The organism is Rhizobacter sp. Root404, from assembly GCF_001425865.1.
Lineage (GTDB): Bacteria > Pseudomonadota > Gammaproteobacteria > Burkholderiales > Burkholderiaceae_C > LMDS01.
This window is the reverse complement of the sequence record NZ_LMDS01000005.1, coordinates 430,383-453,452: the sequence shown is the minus strand read 5'-3', so window position 1 is coordinate 453,452 and position 23,070 is coordinate 430,383. Positions and strand designations below refer to the sequence as shown.

Sequence of the window (23,070 nt, the reverse complement as noted above, 5' to 3'; positions counted from 1 at the left end):
ACCAGACAGGTTAACGGAAACGCAAACGCTTCTCTACTGACAAGGACGGACCATGTCTACCCTCTTCGCCGCCGTTGAAATGGCGCCCCGCGACCCGATCCTGGGCCTGAACGAGCAGTTCAACGCCGACCCGAACCCGGCCAAGGTCAACCTGGGCGTCGGCGTCTACTTCGACGACAACGGCAAGCTTCCGCTGCTCGAATGCGTGCAGGCTGCGGAGAAGATGATGATGGAAGCGCCGAAGGCAAGGGGTTACCTGCCGATCGACGGCATCGCCGCGTACGACAAGGCGGTCCAGGGCCTGGTGTTCGGCGCCGACAGCGAGGCCGTCAAGGCCGGCCGGATCGCAACCATCCAGGCGCTCGGCGGTACCGGCGGCCTGAAGGTCGGCGCCGACCTGCTCAAGCGCATGAACCCGGCTGCCAAGGTGCTGATCAGCGACCCGAGCTGGGAGAACCATCGGGCGCTGTTCGAGGGTGCCGGCTTCGTCGTCGAGCAGTATCCGTACTACGACGCCGTCAGCCGCGGGATCAACTTCGACGGCATGCTCGCGGCCCTGAACGCGGCCCCGGCCGGCACGATCGTCGTGCTGCACGCCTGCTGCCACAACCCGACCGGCTACGACATCACCACCGCGCAGTGGTCGCAAGTGATCGCCGCGGTCAAGGCGCGCGGCCTGGTGCCGTTCCTCGACATGGCCTATCAGGGCTTCGGCGAGGGCATCAAGGAGGACGGCGCGGCGGTCGACCTGTTCATGGCCGCCGGGATCGCGTTCTTCGTCGCGACCAGCTTCTCGAAGAGCTTCTCGCTCTACGGCGAGCGCGTCGGCGCCCTCAGCGTGGTATGCGACTCCAGGGAAGAGGCCACCCGGGTGCTGAGCCAGCTCAAGCGCGTGATCCGCACCAACTACTCCAACCCGCCGACCCACGGCGCCCAGGTGGTCGCCCTCGTGCTGAACACGCCGGCGCTGCGCGAGATGTGGGAGGGCGAACTCGCCGCGATGCGCGTGCGCATCAAGGAAATGCGGGTGGCGTTGCGCGCGAAGCTCGAGGCCGCGGGCCTGAAGCAGGATTTCAGCTTTATCACGCGTCAGAAAGGCATGTTCAGCTACTCCGGGCTGGCCAAGCCACAGATGGAGCGGCTGCGGAACGAGTTCGGCATCTACGGCGTCGATTCCGGACGGATCTGCGTGGCGGCACTCAATTCGCGAAACATCGACGCCACTGTGGCGGCGATCGCCCAAGTCTCGGCCTGAAGCGTGGAGAACGCCCCTGAATGGGGCGCTGATTCGGGTTTCACCCCGCGAGCGGATGCTGCAAGATCGTGCGTGCGCGCCTAGAATGCTGCGTTGCACAAATGCTTTTTGCCGCATGCCCGCGGGCGTGCGCCGAATCACTCACCAGGCCACGAGATGCTGTATCAGCTCTATGAAACGCAGCGCGCGCTGCTGAGCCCCTTCGCCGAGTTCGCCAGCGCGACGTCGAAGCTCTACAACCATCCGCTGTCGCCGTTCGCGCACACGCCCGGTGCGCAACGCGTCTCGGCCGGGCTCGACCTGATGCACCGGCTGTCCAAGGAATACGAGAAGCCCGAGTTCGGCATCAACTCGGTCAAGGTCGACGGCGTCGACGTGGCGGTGCAGCAGCAGGTGGCGATCGAGAAGCCGTTCTGTCGCCTGCTGCGCTTCAAGCGCTTCACCGACAACGTCGGCGTGCTGACGCGGCTGAAGGACCAGCCGACCGTGCTGGTGGTGGCGCCCCTGTCCGGCCACCATTCCACGCTTCTGCGCGAGACCGTGCGCGAACTGCTGAAGGACCACAAGGTGTTCATCACCGACTGGACCGACGCCCGCATGGTGCCGAAGGACGTCGGCCCGTTCCACCTCGACGACTACATCGCGTACGTGCAGGAGTTCATCCGCCATATCGGTCCGGACGTCAACGTCATGTCGGTCTGCCAGCCCACCGTGCCGGTGCTCGCGGCGATCTCGCTGATGGCCAGCCGCGGCGAAGCCACGCCGCGCACGATGACGATGATGGGCGGCCCGATCGACGCCCGCAAGAGCCCGACGGCCGTCAACAACCTGGCGACCAACAAGCCGTACGAATGGTTCCAGAACAACGTGATCTACCGGGTGCCGACCAACTTCCCCGGCGCCGGGCGCGCGGTGTACCCGGGCTTCCTGCAGCACACCGGTTTCGTCGCGATGAACCCGGACCGCCACCTCAGCTCGCACTACGACTACTTCCTCGACCTGGTCCGCGGTGACGACGACAGCGTCGAATTCCACCGCGACTTCTACGACGAGTACAACGCCGTGCTCGACATGCCCGCCGAGTACTACCTCGACACGATCAAGACCGTGTTCCAGGATTTCGCGCTCGTCAACGGCACCTGGAAGGTCGCGGGCGAACCGGTCAAGCCGCAGGACATCGAGACCACCGCGCTGCTGACGATCGAAGGCGAGCTCGACGACATCTCCGGCGCCGGCCAGACCCGCGCCGCGCACGACCTGTGCACCGGCATCCCGAAGACCCGACAGTTCCACTACGACGCGGTCGGCGCCGGCCACTACGGTATCTTCTCCGGCCGCCGCTGGCGCGAGAAGATCTACCCGCGCGTACGCGATTTCATCGCCGGCCACCAGGCCGCCGACGCCAGGCCGGCCGCCAAGACCCTGGCCGCGAAGCCTGTGGCGCGCGCCGCTGCCGCCAAGCCGGCCGCCCGCAAGCCGGTCAGCAAGAAGGTGGCGCGCTCAGCACGATGAGCATGCCGGCCGGCACGCTCGACCAGCTCGCGCACGCCCTGGACGACGCGTTGCCGCAGACGCAGTGCACGCGTTGCGACTACCCGGATTGCCGCGGCTATGCCGCGGCGATGGCCGCGGGCGACGCGCCGATCAACCAGTGCCCGCCGGGCGGGACGGAAGGCATCGAGCGGCTGGCCCGACTCACCGGACGCGCGATGCTCCCCCTGTCGGCCGCTCATGGCGCCGAGGCACCGCGACTGCTGGCCGTGATCGACGAGGACTGGTGCATCGGCTGCACCTTGTGCCTCGAAGCCTGCCCGGTCGACTGCATCGTCGGCGGGCCCAAGTCGATGCACACCGTGATCGATGCGCTGTGCACCGGCTGCGAGCTGTGCGTGCCCGCCTGCCCGGTGGACTGCATCGCGCTCGCGCCGGCCAGCGGCGCGCGCACCGGCTGGCAGGCCTGGAGCGACGCGCAGGCACAGACCGCGCGGCAGCGCTATGCGTGGCATGCCGAGCGGCTGGAGCGTGACGAGCGCGAGCGCGCCCGGCAACTGGCGGCGCGGGCGCCGAACCGCGGCGCCGCACGGCCATGAAAGTCGCCGACATCGAGCCGTTCTTCGCGACCCTGAAGGCCACGAACCCCGAGCCCGAGACCGAGCTCGAATACACCAACGTGTTCGAATTGCTCGCCGCGGTGCTGCTGTCGGCGCAGGCCACCGACGTCGGCGTCAACAAGGCGACGCGACGGCTGTTCGCTGTCGCCAACACGCCCGCGAAGGTGCTCGCGCTCGGCCTCGACGGGCTGACCGAGCACATCCGCACGATCGGCCTGTACCGCACCAAGGCGAAGAACCTGCTCGAAACCTGCCGGCTGCTGATCGAGCGTCATGGCGGCCGTGTGCCGGGCGATCGCGAGGCACTGGAAGCGCTGCCCGGCGTCGGGCGCAAGACGGCCAACGTGGTGCTGAACGTCGCGTTCGGCCTGCCGACGATGGCGGTCGACACCCACATCTTCCGGGTCTCGAACCGCACCGGGCTGGCCCCAGGTCGCAACCCGCGTGAAGTGGAGGACCAGCTGTTGCGGCGCGTGCCACCGGCTTACCTGGTCGACGCGCACCACTGGCTGATCCTGCACGGACGCTACGTCTGCCAGGCCCGCCGACCGCTGTGCGAGCAGTGCGCGGTCACGCGCTGGTGCGACGCGTTCCCGGCGATCGCCCAGGGTCGCGTCGCCGCGACAGGCGCACAGAGATCGCCCGCGCCGAGCGCGGTTCGCGATCGATAATCGGCGCATGCCGGACCAACCTGCCGACCTGCAGACCATCTCGGGCCGCCTCGAACGCGGCGAGATCGACAGTGCGCAGTACCTGGAACAGCTGATGCGCTTCGTCGCCGCGCAGATCGGCTGCACCCGCGCCGGCTTGCGCCTGTTCATCGACACGCCCGCAGGCCGCGCGCTGCGCAGCGTGGCGATGTACGACGCCGCGCAGGACCGCATGGTCGGCGCGGCGGACATCGTGCACGCCGGAAGCGACCCCTACCTCGAGCGTCTGCAGCACGAAGGCAACGTCACCGCCAGCGACGCGGCGATCGACCCCGTCACGGCCGGCGTGCTGCGCGAGTACGTGGCGGACAACGCCATCGTCTCGCTGATGGACATGAGCTTCTCGGTCAACGGCGTGCTGTTCGGCACCTTCAGTTGCGAGCAGCTCGACAAGCGCGTGGAATGGACCCAGCGCCAGCTCCAGTCGCTGCGCAAGATCGCCTCGCGCGCCAGCCTGACGCTGATGCACGTCGTCAACGCATCGGTCGACACGACCCCCGGCGCGCTGTGGGAGACGAGCACGCCGAATCGGCTGGCGACGATGCCGATGCCGCTGGACCTGCCGCCCGAGTAAGCGCGCCGCGGCGATCCCGCGTCACTCGTCGCCGAGGTCCGGCACCGCGATCCAGTGCCGGCCGGCACGCTCGATGCGGATGGCGCGGTCGAATACCTCCACCAAGGCTGCCTGCAGACCGGGATCGTCGCTGCGAGCCTGCGCGACGATCGCCCCGCCGGCCATCACCACCAAGGTGTCGGCGAGCAGCGCGAGCGTGAGGTCGTGCAACACGCTCAGCACCGCCGTGCCGGCGGCCGCCTGGCGCCGCATCAGGCGGACCAGCGCGACCTGATGCGGCGGATCGAGGTGCGTCGTGGGCTCGTCGAGCAGCAGCCACGGCGCATCGACCGCGAGCGCCCGCGCGACGAGCACGCGCTGGCGCTCGCCGCCCGACAGTTCATGCAGCCGGCGCTGCTGCCACGCGCTGCATTCGGCATCCGCCATCGCGCGATCCACACGCGCCTCGTCGTCGGCACCGGGTGCGCCGAACAGACCGAGCGCCGGCAATCGCCCGAGTTGCACGACCTCGCGCACCGTCAGTTCGCCGCCGGCCTCGCCTTGCTGCGCCAGCCACGCGATGCGCTGGGCGCGCACGCGTGCCGGGATCGCGGCGAGCGGCCGATCGCCGAGCCGCACCAGACCCGCGTCGACGCGCTGCAGGCCGGCCAGCGCACGCAGCAGCGTCGATTTGCCGGCCCCGTTCGGCCCGACGATCGCCGTCCAGCCCCGCGGCGCGGCAAAGCTGACGTCGCGCAAGGCCACGGTACTGCCCAGCGTGACGCTGATCCGCTCGGCGTGCAGCCCGCTCACCGCGCCCGCCCCCGATGCAGCAACCAGATCAGGTAGCCCCCACCGAGCAAGGCGGTCAGCACGCCGACCGGCACCTCCTGCGGGGCGATCAGCACGCGCGCCAGCACGTCGGCGCCCAGCAGCAGCACGCCACCCGCGACCGCGCTCGCAACCAGCGTGTAGCCGTAGGGCGCCGGTGCGAAGCGCCGCACCAGGTGCGGCGAGACCAGCCCGACGAACGCGATCAGTCCGGCCTGCGAGACCGCCACGCCGGTCGCCAGCGCCAGCACGACGACGAGTGCGAAGCGCAGGCGCGGCAACGCCAGACCGAGGCTGCTGGCGCTGTCGGCGCCGAGGGTCAACGCGTCGAGCGCGCGGGCGAGCCGCCATGCGGGCGGCAGGCTCAGCCCGAGTCCGATCGCCAATGCCGCGCAGCTGGCCCAGCCGAGGTAGCCGGTGCTGCCCAGCATGAAGGCCTGGCGGCCGCGCAGCGCTTCGGGCGCGACGCTGGTGACGAGGTCGCTGACGGCCGCCAGCACCACGCCGACCACGACGCCCGCGAGCAGCAGCCGCGTCGTCTGCTGCGCGCCACGCGCGAGCAGCACCGTCAGCAGCACGCCGAGCAAGGCGCCGCCGAACGCCGCGCCGACCAGCCCGACCCGCGCCAGCGCGTCCGCCGTCGCCAGGCCGACCGCGTGGCCGCCGAGGGCGGCCGCGGCGAGCACCAGCACCACGCCGAGCGACGCGCCAGCCGCGGAACCCAGCAGATACGGGTCGGCCAGCGGGTTGCGGAACAGTCCCTGCGCGGTGGCACCGGCGAGCCCGAGCAGCGCCCCGGTCAGCCAGGCACCGAGCGTGCGCGGCGCGCGGATCTGGCCGACGATCAACGCGCCGTCCGGCCCCGACCCGAGTCGGGCCAGCGCGCTGAGCGACCAGCCTTCGCTGCCCGCCGCCAGCCCGCCGACCATCAGCACCACGCTGGCCAGCGCCAGCCCGACGGCGAGCCTGCGCCTGCGCTGCGCGTCGCTGGCAGCCATCAACGCGCCTGCGGCGCGCGCGCCGCCAGAGCAACCAGGCAATCGGCAATCACGCCGGCAGCCTCGCCCATGCGCGGGCCGGGCCGCAGCAGCAGCTCGTAGCGCGGACCCGGAAAGCCGCAGCTGCGGCCGTCGCGCAACGCCTGCAGCACCGCCCAGCCCGGGCGTGACGGCATCGACGCGAGGGCCACCCGATCGGCCATCACGATGTCGGGCTGCAGGCGCAACAGGGTCTCGGGATTCAGCTTCGGGAACGGACCGAGCTCGGCCGGCAAGGCGTTGACCAGGCCGAGTCGGGCGAGCGTCTCGCCGATGAACGAGCTCGCGCCGGCTGCATAAGGTGTCGAATCCACCTCGAAGTAGACGCGCCGGCCACGCCATGCGGGCGGCACGCGCGCCGCGGCGGCGCGTGTGTCGGCCTCGATCGCGGCCCAGACCTGCCCGGCCTGCGCCGGCGTGCCGAGCAGGCGCGCGATCGTCGTCAGGCTGCGTTTCACGTCGGCGTGATCGCGCGACTCCAGAACCACGACGCGCATGCCCAGGGCCTCGAGCCGGTCAACCACGCGTGCGGCGCTGGCGACAAGCACCAGATCCGGCCGCAGCGCCGCAATCCGCTCGATTTGCGCGTCCTCCAGGCCACCGAGCTTCGGCAACACGCGCACCGACGCCGGCCAATTCGAGAACCGGTCGGTGCCGACCAGCCGCGCGCACGCCCCTAGCGCGCAGACGCTCTCGGTCGCCGAGGGCAACAGACTGACGATGCGCTGGGGTGGCGCCGCCAGCTGCACCGTCACGCCGCGGTCGTCGCGCGCTTCCAGCTGAGCCTGCACCGGTGCGGCGAGCACCAGCGCGATGCCGGCCAGCAGCGCGCGGGCGGGCGTGAGGCGGTTCGTCATCGCGAGCGCTCGCTCAGAGACCCTGGCTGTCGTAGCGCACGCCGATCCACGCCTGCCGGCCGACGCCCTGGTAGTCGCGGGCCGGCTCGTATTGGCGGTCGGTCGCGTTCAGCAGCTTCGCCTCGAGCTGCCACTGCGGCGCGAAGCGCCAGCGGGCGCTGAGATCGAGTGTGGTGTAGGCCGCGAGCGTCGCGCTGCCTTCCGGTCGCGCCCCGACCGCGAGCAGCGCGGCGCCGAAGCGCCACGCGCCGAGGTCGTACGCGGCGGTCAGGCTTTCCTGATGCGCGGCGCGGCGTGCGAGGCGGCTGCCGGTGTCCAGATCCTTGGCGTCGAGGAAATCGATCGTCGCGCCGATGCGCCACGCCCCCCAGCGCTGCGAGCCGGACAGCGTGACGCCCTGCAGTCGGGCCCGACCGATGTTCGCGGCGCAGCCGTACGGGTACAGCGCCGGATCGGACGAGCACGCGGCCTGATCGGGCTGATAGGCGATCAGATCGCGGACGCGATTCTGGTAGACCGTGACCGCGGCCGCGCTGTCGCCGGCGCGCCAGTCGAGACCGAGTTCGATGCTGCGACCGCGCTCCGGCGTGATCGACGTGACACCGAAGTCCGGGTAGAACAACTCATTGAAGCTGGGCGCGCGGAAGGTCGTGCCGGCGAGCGCGCGCACGCGCCAGCCCGCGGCAATCTGCATGCCCCAACCCAGGCGCCCGGTGGTCTCGCCCCCGTAGACCGAGTTCTGGTCGCGGCGCAGGTCGGCCTGGAGGCTCTGCCGGCCGAACTGTCCGCTGTAGCCCAGCACGAGCGCATCGTTGGTGCGCTTCTGGTCGTACACGGCCGTCTCGGCACGTTCGTCGCGCCGCTCGTACGCGACGACGAACTGCTGGCCGGTTCGTGGCGTCCACGCGGCCTGCCCGGTGAACTGCTCGCGCCGGGTGCGGAAGCGGTCGATCGTGCTGCCGCCGCTCTTCAGGTCGTCCTCGTTGCGCGACAGCTGCGCGCTGGTGGTCCATGCGGGATTCAGCACGCCACGGTAGTCGAGCGCCGCGACGCTGCTGCGCAGCTTGTTGCGGAAATCCGGCGATGCCGGATCGGCCACCGAGTAGTCGCTCGCGTCGTACTGCGCGTTCAGGCGGCTCTCGACGACGTTCAGCCCGATGCGGTGGCCCGCCACGGGCGTGACGCCGAGTTGCAGCTGCGCGGTGTCGCGCGTGAAGCCGTCGCGGTCCGGGTTGAAGCTGCCGAACTGGTCGCCCGGCTTCAGGGCGGAGACGCCGCGGCTGCTCTCGCGCCCCAGCGCGGCCGCGTAGTCGATGCTGCCGCTGGCGCCGCTCACGGCGAGGCTGCCCTGGCGCGATCGCTCCTCACCGATCGCGCCGCTCGCGGTGAAGCGCGGCGCGCCGTCGCCGCGCTTGGTGAAGATCTGCACCACGCCGCCCACGGCATCCGCGCCGTACAGGCTGGAGCCGGGCCCGCGCAGCACTTCGATGCGTTCGATCTGCGCCAGGCTGATCGACTCGAATTCGACCTGTCCCACCGTCGCCGAGCCGACGCGCACGCCGTCGATCAGCACCACCGTGCTGCCGGCGCTCGCGCCGCGGATCAGCACGCTCGCGTTCTGGCCCGGGCCGCCATTGCGCACGACCTGCACGCCGGCCTCGCGGCGCAGCAGGTCCTCGATGGAATCGGCCGTGCTCCCGCGGATGCGCTCGGCGTCGATCACGACGACGTCGGCGGTCACGCTGGCCAGGGCCTGCGGCTCGCGCGTCGCGGTGACGACGATCGGATCGAGCCGGCCCTGGGCCGACGAGGGTGTCGCGAACGACGCGAGCACGAGGAAGCCGCTAAGGGCGGCGAGCGGCGCACGCAGCGCCGGGGGTCGAAAGGTCATGATGGACAAGCTCTGACGAATGGCAGGCGACCCGCTTCCCCGCGGGCACTTGCGACATGGCCGCGCGCCTCGGTGAGACACGCGTCCGCTCGTTGGCCGGTATCCGGGCTGGCGGAGCGACCCTCGCGACCTTCCCGAAGCCGGACCGGCCTTCAGTGGCATGTGCGCGAGAGCGGAAGCGACGAGGCTGACCCCATCGACTTCGTCCGCCGTACCGTTGCGGGGGCAGCGCAGATTCGAGCGTCGAGGACGCTCTTCTGCTTCCCGTTTAACTGTGCCGACTGAACGCCGGCACGGGCACCAACAGCGTGCATTCTAGTCGGAGCGCGCCTCTACAATGGCGCACCCTCCAGCCCCACGTCGCGCGCCATGTCGAAGATCGAAGAACTCGCCGACCGCGTCGAGCGCCTGCTCCTGCGGCATGCCGAATTGCAGCGCACCAGCACGCTGCTCGAGCAGCAGCTGGCCACCGTGACCCACGAACGCGACAACCTGCGCTCGCGCCTGAACGCGGCGCGCAGCCGCATCGATGCGCTGCTCGAACGCCTGCCCGTGGAAGCGGCGCCCGCCTCGACCGGCAACGACACCCCCGGGAGCGACCGCGCATGAAGCAGATGGAAGTGACGATCCTCGGGCAGAGCTACCTGCTCGGCTGCCCCGACGGCGGCGAAGCGGCGCTGATCGAGGCGGTCGGCAACGTCGACCGCGAGATGAGCGCGATCCGCGACGGCGGCAAGGTCAAGGCGCGCGAACGCATCGCGGTGCTCGCGGCGCTCAATCTCGCCTATGCGCTCGCCGGCCGGCCGGCGGCGCGGCCCGCGTCGGCGGCGAGCGCCACCCCGGCGGGCGAAGTCGACATCGACAACCTGATCGCACGCCTCGACCAGGCCCTCGGCGCCGACGGGCAATTGCTCTGAATCCACGCACGCGTCACGCATGCGGCATAGAATGAATTCGTCCGTCGCATCCGCGTGAGTTTTATATTTCCTTGAACCTATGCTCTGTAGAGCAAGGGCTTGGAACATCGCCCGGTTGGTGTGATCGTCTCGCGTCAGATGAACCCGAAGCCGGGCTGACCTCGCCCACCTGAACTCCTGGTTCAGGAATGCGGCTCATGGTTTGCGGCGGACACCTTTCTTTCTCCCACTCTCGGTCTCGCACGATGCGTCATTGGCTGATGAAGAGCGAGCCGTCCGAGTGCTCGATCGATGATTTGGCCGCGGCGCCCGGTCGCACGGTGCCGTGGATCGGCGTTCGCAACTACCAGGCGCGCAACTTCATGCGCGACGAGATGAGCATCGGCGACGGCGTGCTGTTCTATCACTCCTCGTGTCCCGAGCCGGGCATCGCCGGCCTGGCCGAGGTGGCCAGCACCCCGTACCCGGACGCGAGCCAGTTCGATCCGAAAAGCCCGTACTTCGACGCCAAGTCGAAGCCCGACGCGCCGCGCTGGCAGCATGTCGACGTGAAGCTGGCGCGCAAGACGCGGCTGCTCTCCCTGGCCGAGATGCGCGCCGCGCCGTCGCTGGCCACCATGCGCGTGCTCGAGCGCGGCAACCGCCTGTCGATCACGACCGTCAGCGCCGACGAGTGGCGCGCCGTTCTCGCGCTGCTGAAGAAGCCCGCATGACCGGCGGGCTCGGGGCGCAGCTCGTGCTCGAGCTGCTGGTGCTCGGCTGCTTCACCGGCTTCCTGGCCGGGCTGCTCGGCATCGGCGGGGGCATGCTGCTGGTGCCGTTCATGACCTTCCTGCTGTCGAGCAAGGGCATGCCGGCCGAACACGTCGTCAAGATGGCGATCGCCACCTCGCTGGCGACGATCTGCTTCACCTCGATCGCCTCGGTGCGCGCGCACCACCAGCGCGGCGCCGTGCTCTGGTCGGTGGCGCGGTTGCTCGCGCCCGGCATCGTGATCGGCTCGCTGCTCGGCGCGCAGCTGGCCAAGGCGCTGCCCTCGCCCGTGCTGGCGCTGCTGTTCGCGCTGTTCGTCGGCTTCTCGGCCACGCAGATGCTGATCGACCGCAAGCCGAAGCCGTCGCGCCAGCTGCCCGGCACCGCCGGCATGCTCGGCGCCGGCGGCGTCATCGGCCTGTTCGCCGCGCTGGTCGGCGCTGGCGGCGCGTTCGTCTCGGTGCCGTTCATGACCTGGTGCAACGTCAAGATCCACAACGCCGTCGCGACCTCCGCGGCATTGGGATTTCCGATCGCGGTGGCCGGAACGGTCGGCTACATGGTCGCCGGCTGGTCGCTGCGCGACATGCCATCCGGCACGATCGGCTACCTGTACCTGCCCGCGCTGGTGACGATCTCGATCGCCAGCGTGCTCACCGCGCCGTTCGGTGCGCGCACGGCGCACCGCATGGACATGCGCCAGCTGAAGCGGGTGTTCGCGGCGCTGCTGTTCGGCCTCGCGGCCTACATGGTCTACAAGTCGACCCGGCTCTGAACCGGCGCCAGGCGCCGCGTCAGGTGGCGCCGAGCTCGAACCGGATGCTGGCCAGCGCGACGTGGTTGCCGCCGCGCTTCTGCGCCTCGCGCAGCGCGGTGTCGGCGGCGTCCATCAGGTCGGCCTCCGAATGCGCGGTGTGCGGGAAGCTCGCGACACCCATCGACACCGTGAACCCGAGGTCGCGCCCTTCGAGGACGACGATCTGGGTCGCGCACTGGCGCCGCAGCCCTTCCATGCGCGAATGCGCGGTGGCCAGGCCGACGCCGGACAACAGGATCGCGAAGCGGTCTTCGTCGAGGCGGCATGAGGCGTCCATCGCCCGGGTGTTGCTGCGCAGGAGGCGGCCGAGCGCCTCGAGCACGCGGCCGCGGGCGTCGGCGCCGAGTGCCTTGACCGCATCGCTCAGCGGATCGAGCGCGATCGAGACGAGCGCGAACTCGCGATGTTCGCGCGACGACAGATCGACCTCGCGCCGCAGCTGGTCGTCGAAGTGCAACCGCTGGTACAGGCCGGTGGCGCTGTCGCGCAAGCCGTTGTCGGCCATCTCCCGGCGTTGGGCCTCGGCGGCGACCTGCTGCTGCTCGAGTTGCGCCAGCGCCCGCTGCAACTGGTGCTCGCGCTGGTGCGCGGTGGTTTGCTCGACCCACGCTGCCAGCACATGCCGCGCGGCGGCGCCGTCGGCGCGCGGCAACGGCAGGCGGGTGACGCGGAACTCTCGCTTGCGTCCATCGCGATCGATGCGGTGTTCGCTCAACGTGGGCGCGGCATGGGCAAGCGCGCTCTGCTCGGCAGCGCGCATGGCCGCGGTCTGCGCGGGCTCCAGCAGTTCCGCATCGGCGGCACCCACCATCGCCGCGACGTCGCGTCCGAACAGCGCAGCCATGGCTGCATTCACGTGCAGGTAGCGACCGCTGGCGACGTCCTTGATGGACAGCAGCACATCGACGCGATCGAGCAGATCCATCAGCACGCTCGCGAGCGCCGCTTCCTGGACCCCGAGCGTATCCGCCAGGCGACGCACGTCCTGGATGCGCTCCTGCGGCAGGGCCGGTGTGCTCTCGTTCATCACTCCATCGTCCTCGGCGGAATCGACCGGGCGTCACGCCGGCGCTTCAACAATCTTGGGCGTGGGGCTGCACGATGGCAAGCGCCACGAGGCGAAAAACGCAGCCACACCCCTAACTTGATCATAGCCGTGCGCACCACGTGTGATATTGGTTCGGACGCGGCCGCTCGGCAGGTTTTCCGCTGGTCCGGGCAATTCCACCGATCTGTCATGGAATGTTGCAGGCTGGGATTCGGGCCTGAAAATTGCGAACCGCGCTGCGGAGACAAGACGAATGACGATCACCCGCTACATCAAGGAAATCGGCCGCGGCAAGGACGGCGCACGGTCGCTGACCGAAGTGCAGGCGCACGACCTGATGAGCCAGGTTCTCGACGGCCAGGTCACCGATCTCGAAGTCGGCGCGTTCGCGCTGGCGATGCGCATCAAGGGCGAATCGACCGCGGAGCTGAGCGGCTTCCTGCAAGCGGCGCACGAGCGCTGCATCCCGTTGCGCCCGTCGCGCCCGACGGTGGTGCTGCCGTCCTACAACGGCGCCCGCAAGCTGCCGAACCTGACGCCGCTGCTGGCGTTGTTGCTCGCGCAGGAAGGCGCGCAGGTCCTGGTGCACGGGCCGATGAGCGACGCCGGCCGCGTCAGCACCGCCGAGATCTTCCGCGACCTGGGTCTGCCGTTCGCGCGCGACGCCGAGGAGATCGAGAACGGCTGGGCACGGCGCGAGCCGGTCTTCATCGCCACCGCCGACCTGTGCCCGCCGCTCGCGCGCCTGCTCGACGTGCGCCGCATCGTCGGCCTGCGCAACTCCGGCCACACGATCGCCAAGCTGCTCGGGCCGTGCACCACCGATGCGTCGCTGCGGGTCGTGAACCACACGCACCCGGAGTACGCGAACGCGCTGGCCGAATTCCTCGCGCACACCGGCGCCAATGCGGTCCTGATGCGCGGTACCGAAGGCGAGCCCGTCGCCGATCCGCGCCGCGCCCCGAAGCTCGACGTGTTCATCGGCGGCCAGCGGCGTGCCGACTTGTCGCGTGCCGCCCATGAAGGCGTGCTGACCGAACTGCCGGTGCTGCCGCGCGAGATCTACGCGGCGACGACGGCCGTCTACATCCAGGCCGTGGTCAGCGGCGAGAAGCCGGCGCCGGCACCGTTGACGCAGCAGGTCGACTGCCTGATGCGCGCGTTGGCCGCGATCGAGCGCACCGCCGCGCCGAAGGACCGGCAGATCGGCGCATAACGACGCCGGCGCTCCATAATCGCGGCCCATCGACACCGACACAGGCCTGGGAGGGCACGATGAAGCGGGAACTCGACAAGCTCAACAAGCTCAGCGAATCGCACGGCGCGCTGCGCCCGGGGAAGGGCATGGTCTCGGGCGTGATCGCGTTGTCGCTGGCGATTCTCTGTTTCCTGGGGGTGCTGGCCTTCCATTGGCCCGAGTACCTGACGACGCCGCAGCTGCGCCGCTCCTACAACGTCGACGTGATGCGCCTGCTGTTGTTCTGGTCGCTGGTGCTGTCGGGCGCGCTGTCGCTGTTCAACATCGTGCGCGGCCGGGCGCGGTGGCTTGCGCTCGGTGCGTTCGTGCTGATCGGCCTGTCGCTCGCGCTCGGCGGGCACAAGGTGCCGGTCAACGACTTCGCCGACAACACGCCCTACATCGGCCTGGACTGGTTCATCCTCGACCTGCTCGGCTCGACGCTGATCTTCATCTTCATCGAGAAGCTGTTCGCGCTGCGCAAGGACCAGCCCGTGTTCCGTCCGGAGTGGCAGACCGACTTTCACCACTTCATCGTCAACCACATGATCGTCGGCTTCGTGCTGCTGGCGACCAACCTGCTGGTGCACAAGCTATTCGGCTGGGCCGCGCAGGACGGCATCCGCGGCTGGGTGCAGGGGCTGAACTTCTGGGTCGCGCTGTTCCTGATCGTGCTGGTGGCCGACCTGGTGCAGTACGCCACGCACCGCGCATACCACGAGGTGCCGCTGCTTTGGCGCCTGCACGCGGTGCACCACAGCGTCAAGAGCATGGACTGGCTGGCCGGCTCGCGCCAGCACATCCTCGAGCTGATCATCACCCGCACGCTGGTGCTGGCGCCGATCTACGTGCTCGGCTTCAGCAAGGAGGTCATCGATGCGTACATTATCATCGTCGGCTTCCAGGCGGTGTTCAACCACGCGAATGTGAGCGTCCGGCTCGGCCCGCTGCGCTACGTGATCGTGACGCCCAACTTCCACCACTGGCACCATTCGCAGGACGACGCCGCGATCGACAAGAACTACGCGGCCCACTTCGCGTTCATCGATTACGCGTTCGGCACCGCGGTGAAATCGGACCGCGAGTGGCCCGAGCAGTACGGCGTGGTCGGCGATTACGTGCCGAACGGCTTCTTCAAGCAGCTCGCGTTTCCGTTCGTGTGGCGCGGCTGAGCCCCGAGACCTTCGACGCGATCGTCGTCGGCGCCGGCGCGGCCGGCCTGCACTGCGCGGCCATCGCCGGGCAGCGCGGGCTGAAGGTGCTGCTGGTCGACCACGCCGAGAAGGTCGCCGAGAAGATCCGCATCTCCGGCGGCGGGCGCTGCAACTTCACCAACCGCGACGTCACGCCGGCCAACTTCCTGTCCGCCAACCCGCATTACTGCCGCTCGGCGCTGGCGCGCTACACGCCGGCCGACTTCATCGCGCTGCTGCAATCGCACCGGATCGCCTGGCACGAGAAGCACAAGGGCCAACTGTTCTGCGACGACAGCAGCGAGCAGGTCATCGCGATGCTGCTGCGCGAGTGCGAGGCCGGCGGCGTCGTGCGCTGGCAACCCTGCGCGGTGCACGGCGTGCGGCATGGCCATGCCGGTTTCGAGCTCGACACCGATCGCGGCGCCGTGAGCGCACCGCAGCTCGTGGTCGCGACCGGTGGCCTGTCGATCCCGAAGATCGGCGCGACCGACTTCGGCTACCGGCTCGCTCGCCAGTTCGGCCACGCGATCGTCGAGACCCGCCCGGCCCTGGTACCGCTGACGTTCGACCCGGTCAGCTGGGCGCCGTTCGCGGCGCTGTCCGGGCTCTCGCTCGAAGCCTCGATCGAGACCGGCGAGGGCAAGGCGCGCACCGCGTTCCTCGAGGACCTGCTGTTCACCCACCGCGGACTGAGCGGCCCGGCGGTGCTGCAGATCTCCAGCTTCTGGCGCCCCGGCACGCCGATCCGCCTCGACCTCACGCCCGGCCGCGATCTGAATGCCGAGTTGCTGCAGGCGAAGCAGGCCTCGCGCCGCAAGCTCGCGAACGAGCTCGCCGAGTTGATCCCCAAGCGGCTGGCCGAGGCCTGGTTGGCGCCAACGCCGGACCTGGCCGAACGCACGCTGCCCGAGCAGCGCGACCGCGACCTGGCGCAACTCGCCGCCCGGCTCCAGCGCTGGGAGCTCAAGCCCCAGGCGACCGAGGGCTACCGCAAGGCCGAGGTCACGGCCGGCGGCGTCGACACGCGCGAGCTGAGTTCGCAGACGATGGCCAGCCGGCTGGTGCCGGGCCTGCACTTCATCGGCGAAGTGGTCGACGTGACCGGCTGGCTCGGCGGCTACAACTTCCAGTGGGCCTGGGCCAGCGGGTTCGCGTGCGCCACCGCGCTCACGCCGGCCTGATCACGGCATCGCGATCGCGCGCACCACCAGACTCGTGCCGCCGACGATCAGCAGCGCCCAGACCGCCTGCACCGCGCGCCGGGTCGACAGCCGCGCATGCAGCCGGCTGCCGACGAGGTAGCCGATCACCGCGAACGGCAGCAGCGCGAACGCCAGCGGCAGCAGCCCCGCCTGCTGGTAGAAGCCGCTGCCGGTGAACAGCACCAACCGGATCAGCGCGGTGCAGAAGATCAGCACCCCGATCGTCGCGCGCAACATCGCCTTGTCTGTCAGCCGGCGCGCGAGGTAGATCGTGTAGATCGGCCCCCCGGTGCCGTACAGCGCGGTGAACGCGCCGCCCAGCAGCCCCGCCGGCACGGCCCAGCGGGCGGAAACCGGCGCGGGCACCGCGCGGTTCAGCAGGCTCCACGCCGCGTACGCGACGACGAAGCCGCCGAGGCCGAGCAGCAGCCAGCGCTCCTCGACTTGCACCAGCAGCGTCACGCCGGCGACCATGCCGACCGTGACGATCGGCAGCAGCCGCAGCAGCTCGGGCCGGCTCAGGTCGCGCCGATGGCGCAGGCCGAGCAGCAGCCCGGTCAGCAGGTCGAACACCAGCATCATCGGCACCGCGAAGCGCAGCGGGAAGAACTGCGCCAGCAACGGCACCGCGATGATCGACGAGCCGAAGCCCGTCAGCCCGTACACGACGTAGCCGAGCGTGACGATGGCCGCCGAGGCCAGCAGCGTGCTCGTCGGCAGATCGATCAAGCGCCTGCGCCTTTGCGTCGGGTCAGCGCTTGATCTGCGGCGCCGGAACGCCCTCGATCATCACGTTCAGGCAGGCCGGCAGACCGCTCGCGTGGGCGCGCTGCGCCGCTGCGGCCATCGCGAGCGGGTCGGTGACCTGTTCGCCGTGGCAGCCGAATGCCTGGGCGACCGCGTCGTAGCGCATCGGGCGCAGTTCGCAGCCGATCAGGCGGTCCGCGCCGTAGTCGCGCAACTGGATCTGGTACTCGGCGTTCCAGCGCGCGTCGTTCCCGATCACCGAGACGAGGCCGAGGCCATAGCGCACCGCCGTGTCGTACTCGGCGATGTGGAAGCCGATCGTGCCGTCGCCCATCACGGCAACCACCGGCGCATCCGCCGGCACCGCGCAGCGCGCCGCCAGCGCATAGGGCAGGCCCGAGCCGATCGAACCGGCGACGCCGTTGTTGACCCGGTGCGGTGCGCTCAGGCAGGCCATCGCCCACTGCCCGATCTCGCCGCCGTCGCAGACCAGCACCGCGTCGGGATGGCTGTCGAGCAGCCCCTGCAGCGGGCGCAGCATCTGCACCGGGTGCAGGCGGCCCGGGACCTCCGTGCGGGCGGTCTCCCAGGCCGGCGGCCGGTACGCGAGCGCGCTGCGCACGTCGGCGAGCCAGTCGGTCGCGGTCGAGCGGACCGCGGCTGCGGTCAGCGCCTGCAGCGTCGAGGCCGCATCGGCCAGCGCCGTCACGTGCAGGCGGCTGCCGAGCGCGCGTCGCGTGCGCTCGATCTCGGCCGCCTCGGCGTCGACCTGGTGGACGGCCGCCTCGGCCGGGAACGGGGCCTTGCCGAACTTGAGCGTGAAGTCGACCCGCTTGCCGACCAGCACGAGGCAGTCGGCCTGCGCCAGCACCTGCGCGAACGCACCGAGGCTCGCGTCGGCGATGCCGCGCGGGCTTTCCATCCCGATCACCGGCACGCCGCTGGCCGCCTCCAGGGCGGCGATCAGCGCGCGGCCGGGGCGCGTCATGCAGGACGCGCCGACGAGCACCATCGGGCGCTTGGCCTGCGCGAGCCGCTGCGCCAGGTCGTTCGCGACGGCGCGATCGAGCGGCATCGGCTCGGCCGCGAACGCCGCGGCCGCGAGCGGCGCCGGTGTCGCGGCGTTGTCGAGCACGTCGGTCGGCAGGCTCAGGTGCACCGGACCCGGCCGCCCCGAGCGTGCGAGGCGGATCGCCTTCGCGATGTCGCCGGCCACCGCGTCCGCGCTGGCACAGGTCCACGCGGCCTTGACGACCGGCGCGGCCATCTCGGCCTGGCGCATCTCCTGGAAGGCGCCCTGCCCGAGCTGGTCGTTCGGTGCGTGGCCCGACAGCAGCACCACCGGCGCCTCGGCCATCTGCGCGGTGTAGAGCGCCGAGACCGCGTTGGCGTGGCCCGGCCCGCCGGTGACCAGCGCGATGCCGACCTCGCCGGTGATGCGTGCGTAGGCGTCGGCCATGTGCACCGTGCTCGCCTCGTGGCGGGTGTGGATGAGTTCGATGCGGGAGTCGAACGCCGCATCGAAGATCGGCATGATGTGGTTGCCGGACAGCGTGAAGACGCGGCGCACGCCGGCGGCTTCGAGCGCGCCGATCAACGCGTCCGCACCGCGCTGCTGGGGAGAGGGGCTCATCGGTTCGGTCCTATTTCAGTTCGATCTGCAGCTGGCGTCCGAGCCGCTCGTAGACGGCGAACTGGTCGGCCGCGAACTTCTCGGTGTCCGACGGGCTCAGCACCCGCGGGATGCTGCCGGCCTTCTCGGTCGCGGCGATCCATTGCGCGTCCTTCGCAGCGCCGGCCAGCATCCCGGCCCAGCGCTCGACCAGCTCCTTGCTCATGCCGGGCGGGCCGTACAGCGCGCTCCAGCCGACGATCGCCTCGAGCTGCGGGTAGCCGGCCTCGCGTGCGGTCGGCACGTCGGGCAGGTCCTTCACGCGCTCTGGCGTGGTCGTGACGATCGCGCGCAGCTTGCCGCCCTTGATGTTGCCCATCATCGAACTCAGGTTGCCGCAGCTGAAGTCGACATCGCCGGCCAGCACCGCGAGCGCGGCCTCGCCGCCGCCCTTGTAGGCGATCTGCACCGCGGCGTCCTTGCCGAGCTTGAGCGTGTCGAACAGCAGCTGCGGGCCGAAGTTCAGGATCGTTGCCGGGCCCGAGGTGCTGTAGTTCAGCTTGCCCGGGCGCGCACGCAGCGCATCGGCCAGATCCTTCAGCGAGCGGATGGTCGAGTCGGCTCGCGTGACGCACACATACGGGTTCAGCTCCAGCAGCCCGAGGAAGGTGAAGTCGTTCCACTTGTATCCGGCTGTCGGCTGCAGCGCCGGCAGCACCGCCTGCGAGCCAACGCGCGCGACCAGCAGCGTGTAGCCGTCCGGCTTGGCATTGCGCACCGCGATCGAGCCGATGCCGCCGCTCGCGCCGGCGCGGTTGACCGGCACCAGCGGCTGGCCGAGCGTCTTCTGCGCGACCAGCGCGAGCGCGCGGGCGGCACCGTCGGCGTCGCCGCCAGCGCTGAACGGGATCACGAGCTGGATCGGCTGGTCGGGGTAGCTGCTCGTCTGCGCCGCAGCGCCGATGGAGCAGGCGGCGAGGCAACTCGCGATGACGCGGTGGTGGGTGTGCAAGCGGTCGTCTCCTGGTGTTGTGATGTGGATCGGCGCGGCGGGCGTTCAGCCGCTCGCGTCGTTCAGGATCGTCTGCCCCGGCTCGACCCGCGTGAAGCGCACCGGCTCGCGCCTCATCGTCAGCTCGTCGCCCGCCTGCGTGACGACGATGTAGGTCGAACCCGGCAAGTCGCCGGTGTCCGGATGGTCCTCGCGGAAGTGCGCGCCGCGCGAGTCCTCGCGCGCCAGCGCGGACGTGGCGATCACGCGGCTGACGGCGATCAGGCTCTTCAGGTTCAGCCAGTCGTGCCAGCTCAGGTTGAAGGCGCGGTCGCCATCGGCCACGCCGACGCGGTCGAGCTGGCGCTCCAGGTCGTCCAGCGTCGCGAGCGCGCGCTGCAGGCCTTCGGCGGTGCGCAGGATGCCCACGTCCTCCCACATGCAGTCGAACAGCGCCTCGCGGATCGGCTCGATGTTGCCGGGCGCGTTCGCGAACGGCGCCTCGTGGCGCGCGATGCTGGCCGCGATCGACGCCTCGTCGGCCGCGTGCCAGGCGCCCTCGGCGCGCACCCAGGCGGCCATGCGGTCGCCGGCGATGCCGCCGAAGACCGTCGAGTTGGCGACGCCGTTGCCGCCGAGCCGGTTCGCGCCGTGCACACCGCCGGTGTCCTCGCCCGCGGCGAACAGGCCGTGCAGCGCGGTGCTGCAATCGGCACTGAACTGCACGCCGCCCATCATGTAGTGGGCGGTCGGTACCACCTCGACCAGGCCGCCGGCCAGGTCGAAGCCGCAGTCGTCGCAGCGCTCGACCATGCCCTTGAACTGCTGGCGCACCTTGTCGGGCCCGAGGTGCGACATCTGGATGTAGACGCCGCCGTTCGGCGAGGTGCGGCCGGCGCGCATCTCCGAGAAGATCGAGCGCGAGACGATGTCGCGCGTCGCGCGCTCGAGCCGTGGGTCGTAGCGGTCCATGAAGCGCTGCTTGTCGCCGTTCAGCAGGTAGCCGCCGGCGCCGCGCAGGCCCTCCTCCAGCACGGTGCCGGTCATGCGCGTGCCGGTGCCGGCCAGCAGGCCGGTCGGGTGGAACTGCACCATCTCCATGTCGCGCAGCGGCAGGCCGGCGCGCAGCGCCATCGCCAGGCCGTCGCAGGTCTTGTCGCCGGACGGCGTGTGGTACTTGTACATGGTCGGGCCGCCGCCGGTGGCGAGCAGCACGGCCTTGGCCTGCACGAACACGAACGCGCCGTCGCGCATGTCGATCATCAGCACGCCGGCGAGCGCGCTGCCGTCGGCGGTCTTGACGAGTTCGATCGCGCGGTGCTCTTCCAGCCGCGCGATGCCGCGCGACCAGACCTGCTCGGACAGCCGGTTGATGATCTCGATGCCGGTCAGGTCGCCCTTGTGCACGGTGCGGTCGAAGGTCTGGCCGGCGAACGCCTTCTGGTGCACGGTGCCGTCGGGGTTGCGGTCGAAGAAGCAGCCGAGCTCGTTCTCCAGCTCGTGCACGCGCTCGACGGCCTTGGTGACCAGCGTCCACGCCAGGTCCTGGTCGGACAGCCACTTGCTGCCCTCGATCGTGTCCATGAAGTGCCGCTCGACCGAATCGCCGGCCGCCAGCGCGACGTTGTAGCCGCCCTGGACCATGCGGGTGCAGCCGCACTTGCCGAGCAGGCCCTTGACGGCGACGGTGATCGACAGCTCCGGCGCATTCTGGTGCGCATGCAGGGCCGCGAACAGGCCGGCGCCGCCCGAGCCGAGGATCAGGATGTCGGTCTGGAGGCGCTTGATCGGTGTCATGACGCTTTCACCCCCAACGCGGCCAGCACCTGCGCGCGCCGAGCCTGGGTATCGTGGCGCACCACGTCGTAGAGGCTGCCGCCATGGCTGTCCATGCCGACCAGCAGCGGGCCGAAATCGCGGATGCGGAACTTCCACAGCGACTCGGGGTTCAGGTCGTCGAGGTCCACATCCTCGATCTGCTCGACCCAGGTCGTCTCCAGCGCCGCGGTGCCGCCGACGATCGCGAGGTAGGCGCCGCCGAGTTCGCTGAAGGCTGCCGCGGAACCCTCGCGCAATCCTCCCTTGCCGACGATCAGGCGCACGCCGTTGCGCGTCATCAGGGGCCGGGTGAAGCGTTCCATGCGGTCGGAGGTCGTCGTGCCGATGCAGATCGGCTGGTAGCCGGCCGGATAGGCATCGCTGGGCTCGACCTTCTTGACGTTCGGCGCCGTGTGGATGACGGCGTGGCCGTTCAGGTCGAAGCGCGTCGTGCGGCCGCGGTCGAACAGGTGGATCTGGGTCGCGTCGCGGATGCCGTAGAGCGTGCGCTGCAGCGTGACGGTGTCGTTGACCCGCAGCGCGCGCACCTGCGCTTCGGTGACGGGCATCTCGAGGTTGTGGTGGGCCATCGTGAACCTCGCTTCAGAAGCCGTAGCTCACGCCGGCCGGCGTGAAGCTCGCGCGGGCGCGCCGTGCGGAATGGCACTGCATGTTGACGGCGATCGGGTTCATCGTGATGTGGGTCGCCGCCAGTTCGATGTGGACCGCGAACGCGGTCGAGTCGCCGCCCAGCCCCTGCGGGCCGACCCCGAGCTGGTTGACCGCCGCCGACAGCTGCGCCTCGAGCGCGGCGCCGTCGGCGTCGGCGCAGTGCGTGCCGAGTTCGCGGGTGGCCGCACGTTTGGCCAGCGCGACCGCCAGATCCGACGTGCCGCCCAGACCGACGCCGACGATCGTCGGCGGGCAGGTCTTGCCGCCGGCGGCGAGCACGCAGTCGATCACGAAGGTCTTGATCGCGTCGATGCCCTCGGCGGGAATGGCCATCTTGAGGAACGAGTTGTTCTCCGAGCCGCTGCCCTTCGGGATCATCTCGATCTGCAGCAGCTCCGGCGTGTCGCTGAAATCGATATGGATCACCGGCACCTCGATGCCGCACGACGAGTGCTCGTTCTTGCGCGTCAGCGGATGGACGACCGAACTGCGCAGCGGGTACTCGCGGGTCGCGCGTTCGCAGCCGCGACGCAGCGCCTGCTTGAGCGCGTGGCCGTCGACCTGCACGTCGCGCCCGATCCAGACGTTGTAGATCGGCACGCCGGTGTCCTGGCACAGCAGGTTGTCGGTCTTTTCAGCGACGGCGATGTTGGTCACCATCGTGCCGAGCATCTGCTTCGCCGTCGCACCGGTCTCGGTGGTCTGCAGGCGGCCGAAGCCCGCCTTGATGTCGGGCGGCAGCACCTTCAGCGCGCGGATGTAGAGTTCCTTGGCGGCGTCTTCCACCGCCTGCAGATCGACCTTCATCGCATCAC

At 70.3% G+C, this 23,070-nt stretch carries 23 protein-coding genes and 1 riboswitch; of the genes, 12 read left to right on the top strand and 11 right to left on the bottom strand.

What is annotated here, in order from left to right:
• The first annotated feature begins 52 nt into the window (after positions 1 to 52).
• The 5 genes from ASC76_RS16270 (at position 53) to ASC76_RS16250 (ending at position 4,650) form a co-directional block, all read left to right on the top strand.
• On the top strand, positions 53 to 1,255 hold the full coding sequence (locus tag ASC76_RS16270; RefSeq protein ID WP_056468533.1) for an amino acid aminotransferase: 1,203 nt from the start codon (positions 53 to 55) through the stop codon (positions 1,253 to 1,255).
• A 156-nt stretch (positions 1,256 to 1,411) separates the two neighbouring features.
• Positions 1,412 to 2,767: a polyhydroxyalkanoate depolymerase gene (locus tag ASC76_RS16265; protein WP_056468530.1), complete on the top strand. Its 1,356-nt coding sequence runs from the start codon at positions 1,412 to 1,414 to the stop codon at positions 2,765 to 2,767.
• Positions 2,764 to 3,345, top strand: a complete 582-nt coding sequence (locus ASC76_RS16260; RefSeq protein ID WP_082549227.1) for an RnfABCDGE type electron transport complex subunit B — start codon at positions 2,764 to 2,766, stop codon at positions 3,343 to 3,345. Before ASC76_RS16265 ends, ASC76_RS16260 begins: the two co-directional genes overlap by 4 nt.
• Positions 3,342 to 4,037, top strand: a complete 696-nt coding sequence (nth, locus tag ASC76_RS16255) for an endonuclease III (RefSeq protein ID WP_082549226.1) — start codon at positions 3,342 to 3,344, stop codon at positions 4,035 to 4,037. Before ASC76_RS16260 ends, nth begins: the two co-directional genes overlap by 4 nt.
• Positions 4,038 to 4,044: 7 nt before the next feature.
• Positions 4,045 to 4,650, top strand: coding sequence for a GAF domain-containing protein (locus ASC76_RS16250; protein WP_056468527.1), 606 nt, complete (start codon positions 4,045 to 4,047; stop codon positions 4,648 to 4,650).
• 21 nt (positions 4,651 to 4,671) lie between these two features.
• Here ASC76_RS16250 and ASC76_RS16245 read toward each other — a convergent pair whose 3' ends face one another.
• Genes ASC76_RS16245 through ASC76_RS16230 form a run of 4 tightly spaced genes read right to left on the bottom strand, consistent with a single transcriptional unit; the run spans position 4,672 to position 9,245 of the window.
• Complete coding sequence (locus ASC76_RS16245) at positions 4,672 to 5,442, bottom strand: ABC transporter ATP-binding protein (RefSeq protein ID WP_056468524.1); 771 nt, start codon at positions 5,440 to 5,442, stop codon at positions 4,672 to 4,674.
• Complete coding sequence (locus ASC76_RS25440) at positions 5,439 to 6,458, bottom strand: iron ABC transporter permease (protein ID WP_056468521.1); 1,020 nt, start codon at positions 6,456 to 6,458, stop codon at positions 5,439 to 5,441. Before ASC76_RS25440 ends, ASC76_RS16245 begins: the two co-directional genes overlap by 4 nt.
• Positions 6,458 to 7,354 carry an ABC transporter substrate-binding protein gene (locus ASC76_RS16235; RefSeq protein ID WP_056468518.1) on the bottom strand — a complete coding sequence of 299 codons (897 nt, stop codon included), beginning with the start codon at positions 7,352 to 7,354 and terminating at the stop codon, positions 6,458 to 6,460. Before ASC76_RS16235 ends, ASC76_RS25440 begins: the two co-directional genes overlap by 1 nt.
• Positions 7,355 to 7,367: 13 nt before the next feature.
• Entirely contained in the window at positions 7,368 to 9,245 is a 1,878-nt protein-coding gene (locus ASC76_RS16230) for a TonB-dependent receptor domain-containing protein (protein ID WP_056468515.1), read from the bottom strand.
• 76 nt (positions 9,246 to 9,321) lie between these two features.
• Positions 9,322 to 9,565, bottom strand: a riboswitch (cobalamin riboswitch).
• Between the two features lie 49 nt (positions 9,566 to 9,614).
• Here ASC76_RS16230 and ASC76_RS16225 point away from each other — a divergent pair.
• The 4 genes from ASC76_RS16225 (at position 9,615) to ASC76_RS16210 (ending at position 11,690) form a co-directional block, all read left to right on the top strand.
• On the top strand, positions 9,615 to 9,854 hold the full coding sequence (locus ASC76_RS16225) for a cell division protein ZapB (protein ID WP_056468512.1): 240 nt from the start codon (positions 9,615 to 9,617) through the stop codon (positions 9,852 to 9,854).
• Positions 9,851 to 10,162 (top strand): cell division protein ZapA, encoded by a 312-nt coding sequence (locus ASC76_RS16220; protein WP_056468509.1) that lies wholly within the window; start codon positions 9,851 to 9,853, stop codon positions 10,160 to 10,162. The genes ASC76_RS16225 and ASC76_RS16220 overlap by 4 nt, the downstream gene beginning before the upstream one ends.
• A 245-nt stretch (positions 10,163 to 10,407) precedes the next feature.
• Positions 10,408 to 10,875 carry an EVE domain-containing protein gene (locus ASC76_RS16215; protein ID WP_056468506.1) on the top strand — a complete coding sequence of 156 codons (468 nt, stop codon included), beginning with the start codon at positions 10,408 to 10,410 and terminating at the stop codon, positions 10,873 to 10,875.
• The gene (locus ASC76_RS16210) at positions 10,872 to 11,690 is read left to right on the top strand and encodes a sulfite exporter TauE/SafE family protein (RefSeq protein ID WP_056468503.1); all 819 of its coding nucleotides are present in this window, start codon (positions 10,872 to 10,874) and stop codon (positions 11,688 to 11,690) included. The genes ASC76_RS16215 and ASC76_RS16210 overlap by 4 nt, the downstream gene beginning before the upstream one ends.
• 19 nt (positions 11,691 to 11,709) lie before the next feature.
• Here ASC76_RS16210 and ASC76_RS16205 read toward each other — a convergent pair whose 3' ends face one another.
• Positions 11,710 to 12,759, bottom strand: coding sequence for a sensor domain-containing diguanylate cyclase (locus ASC76_RS16205; RefSeq protein ID WP_082549225.1), 1,050 nt, complete (start codon positions 12,757 to 12,759; stop codon positions 11,710 to 11,712).
• A 274-nt stretch (positions 12,760 to 13,033) separates the two neighbouring features.
• Between ASC76_RS16205 and ybiB the strand changes: the two genes are divergently transcribed.
• Genes ybiB through ASC76_RS16190 form a run of 3 tightly spaced genes read left to right on the top strand, consistent with a single transcriptional unit; the run spans position 13,034 to position 16,394 of the window.
• Positions 13,034 to 13,996, top strand: a complete 963-nt coding sequence (gene ybiB, locus ASC76_RS16200) for a DNA-binding protein YbiB (RefSeq protein ID WP_056468500.1) — start codon at positions 13,034 to 13,036, stop codon at positions 13,994 to 13,996.
• Between the two features lie 59 nt (positions 13,997 to 14,055).
• Positions 14,056 to 15,189, top strand: a complete 1,134-nt coding sequence (locus ASC76_RS16195; RefSeq protein ID WP_056468497.1) for a sterol desaturase family protein — start codon at positions 14,056 to 14,058, stop codon at positions 15,187 to 15,189.
• Complete coding sequence (locus ASC76_RS16190; protein WP_371262140.1) at positions 15,177 to 16,394, top strand: NAD(P)/FAD-dependent oxidoreductase; 1,218 nt, start codon at positions 15,177 to 15,179, stop codon at positions 16,392 to 16,394. Before ASC76_RS16195 ends, ASC76_RS16190 begins: the two co-directional genes overlap by 13 nt.
• On the opposite strand, the gene ASC76_RS16185 is transcribed toward ASC76_RS16190, so the two are convergent.
• From ASC76_RS16185 to ASC76_RS16160, 6 genes are read right to left on the bottom strand one after another with little or no spacing between them, the layout of a single operon-like run.
• Positions 16,395 to 17,144 carry a sulfite exporter TauE/SafE family protein gene (locus ASC76_RS16185; protein WP_235580489.1) on the bottom strand — a complete coding sequence of 250 codons (750 nt, stop codon included), beginning with the start codon at positions 17,142 to 17,144 and terminating at the stop codon, positions 16,395 to 16,397.
• Positions 17,145 to 17,166: 22 nt separating this feature from the next.
• Positions 17,167 to 18,795 carry a thiamine pyrophosphate-binding protein gene (locus ASC76_RS16180; RefSeq protein ID WP_056468494.1) on the bottom strand — a complete coding sequence of 543 codons (1,629 nt, stop codon included), beginning with the start codon at positions 18,793 to 18,795 and terminating at the stop codon, positions 17,167 to 17,169.
• Between the two features lie 10 nt (positions 18,796 to 18,805).
• The gene (locus ASC76_RS16175) at positions 18,806 to 19,786 is read right to left on the bottom strand and encodes a tripartite tricarboxylate transporter substrate binding protein (RefSeq protein ID WP_056468491.1); all 981 of its coding nucleotides are present in this window, start codon (positions 19,784 to 19,786) and stop codon (positions 18,806 to 18,808) included.
• A 45-nt stretch (positions 19,787 to 19,831) separates the two neighbouring features.
• Positions 19,832 to 21,562 (bottom strand): L-aspartate oxidase, encoded by a 1,731-nt coding sequence (locus ASC76_RS16170; protein ID WP_056468487.1) that lies wholly within the window; start codon positions 21,560 to 21,562, stop codon positions 19,832 to 19,834.
• Positions 21,559 to 22,173, bottom strand: a complete 615-nt coding sequence (locus ASC76_RS16165) for a fumarate hydratase C-terminal domain-containing protein (protein ID WP_056468485.1) — start codon at positions 22,171 to 22,173, stop codon at positions 21,559 to 21,561. The genes ASC76_RS16170 and ASC76_RS16165 overlap by 4 nt, the downstream gene beginning before the upstream one ends.
• 13 nt (positions 22,174 to 22,186) lie before the next feature.
• Entirely contained in the window at positions 22,187 to 23,062 is an 876-nt protein-coding gene (locus ASC76_RS16160) for a fumarate hydratase (protein ID WP_056468482.1), read from the bottom strand.
• Positions 23,063 to 23,070 lie beyond the last annotated feature (8 nt).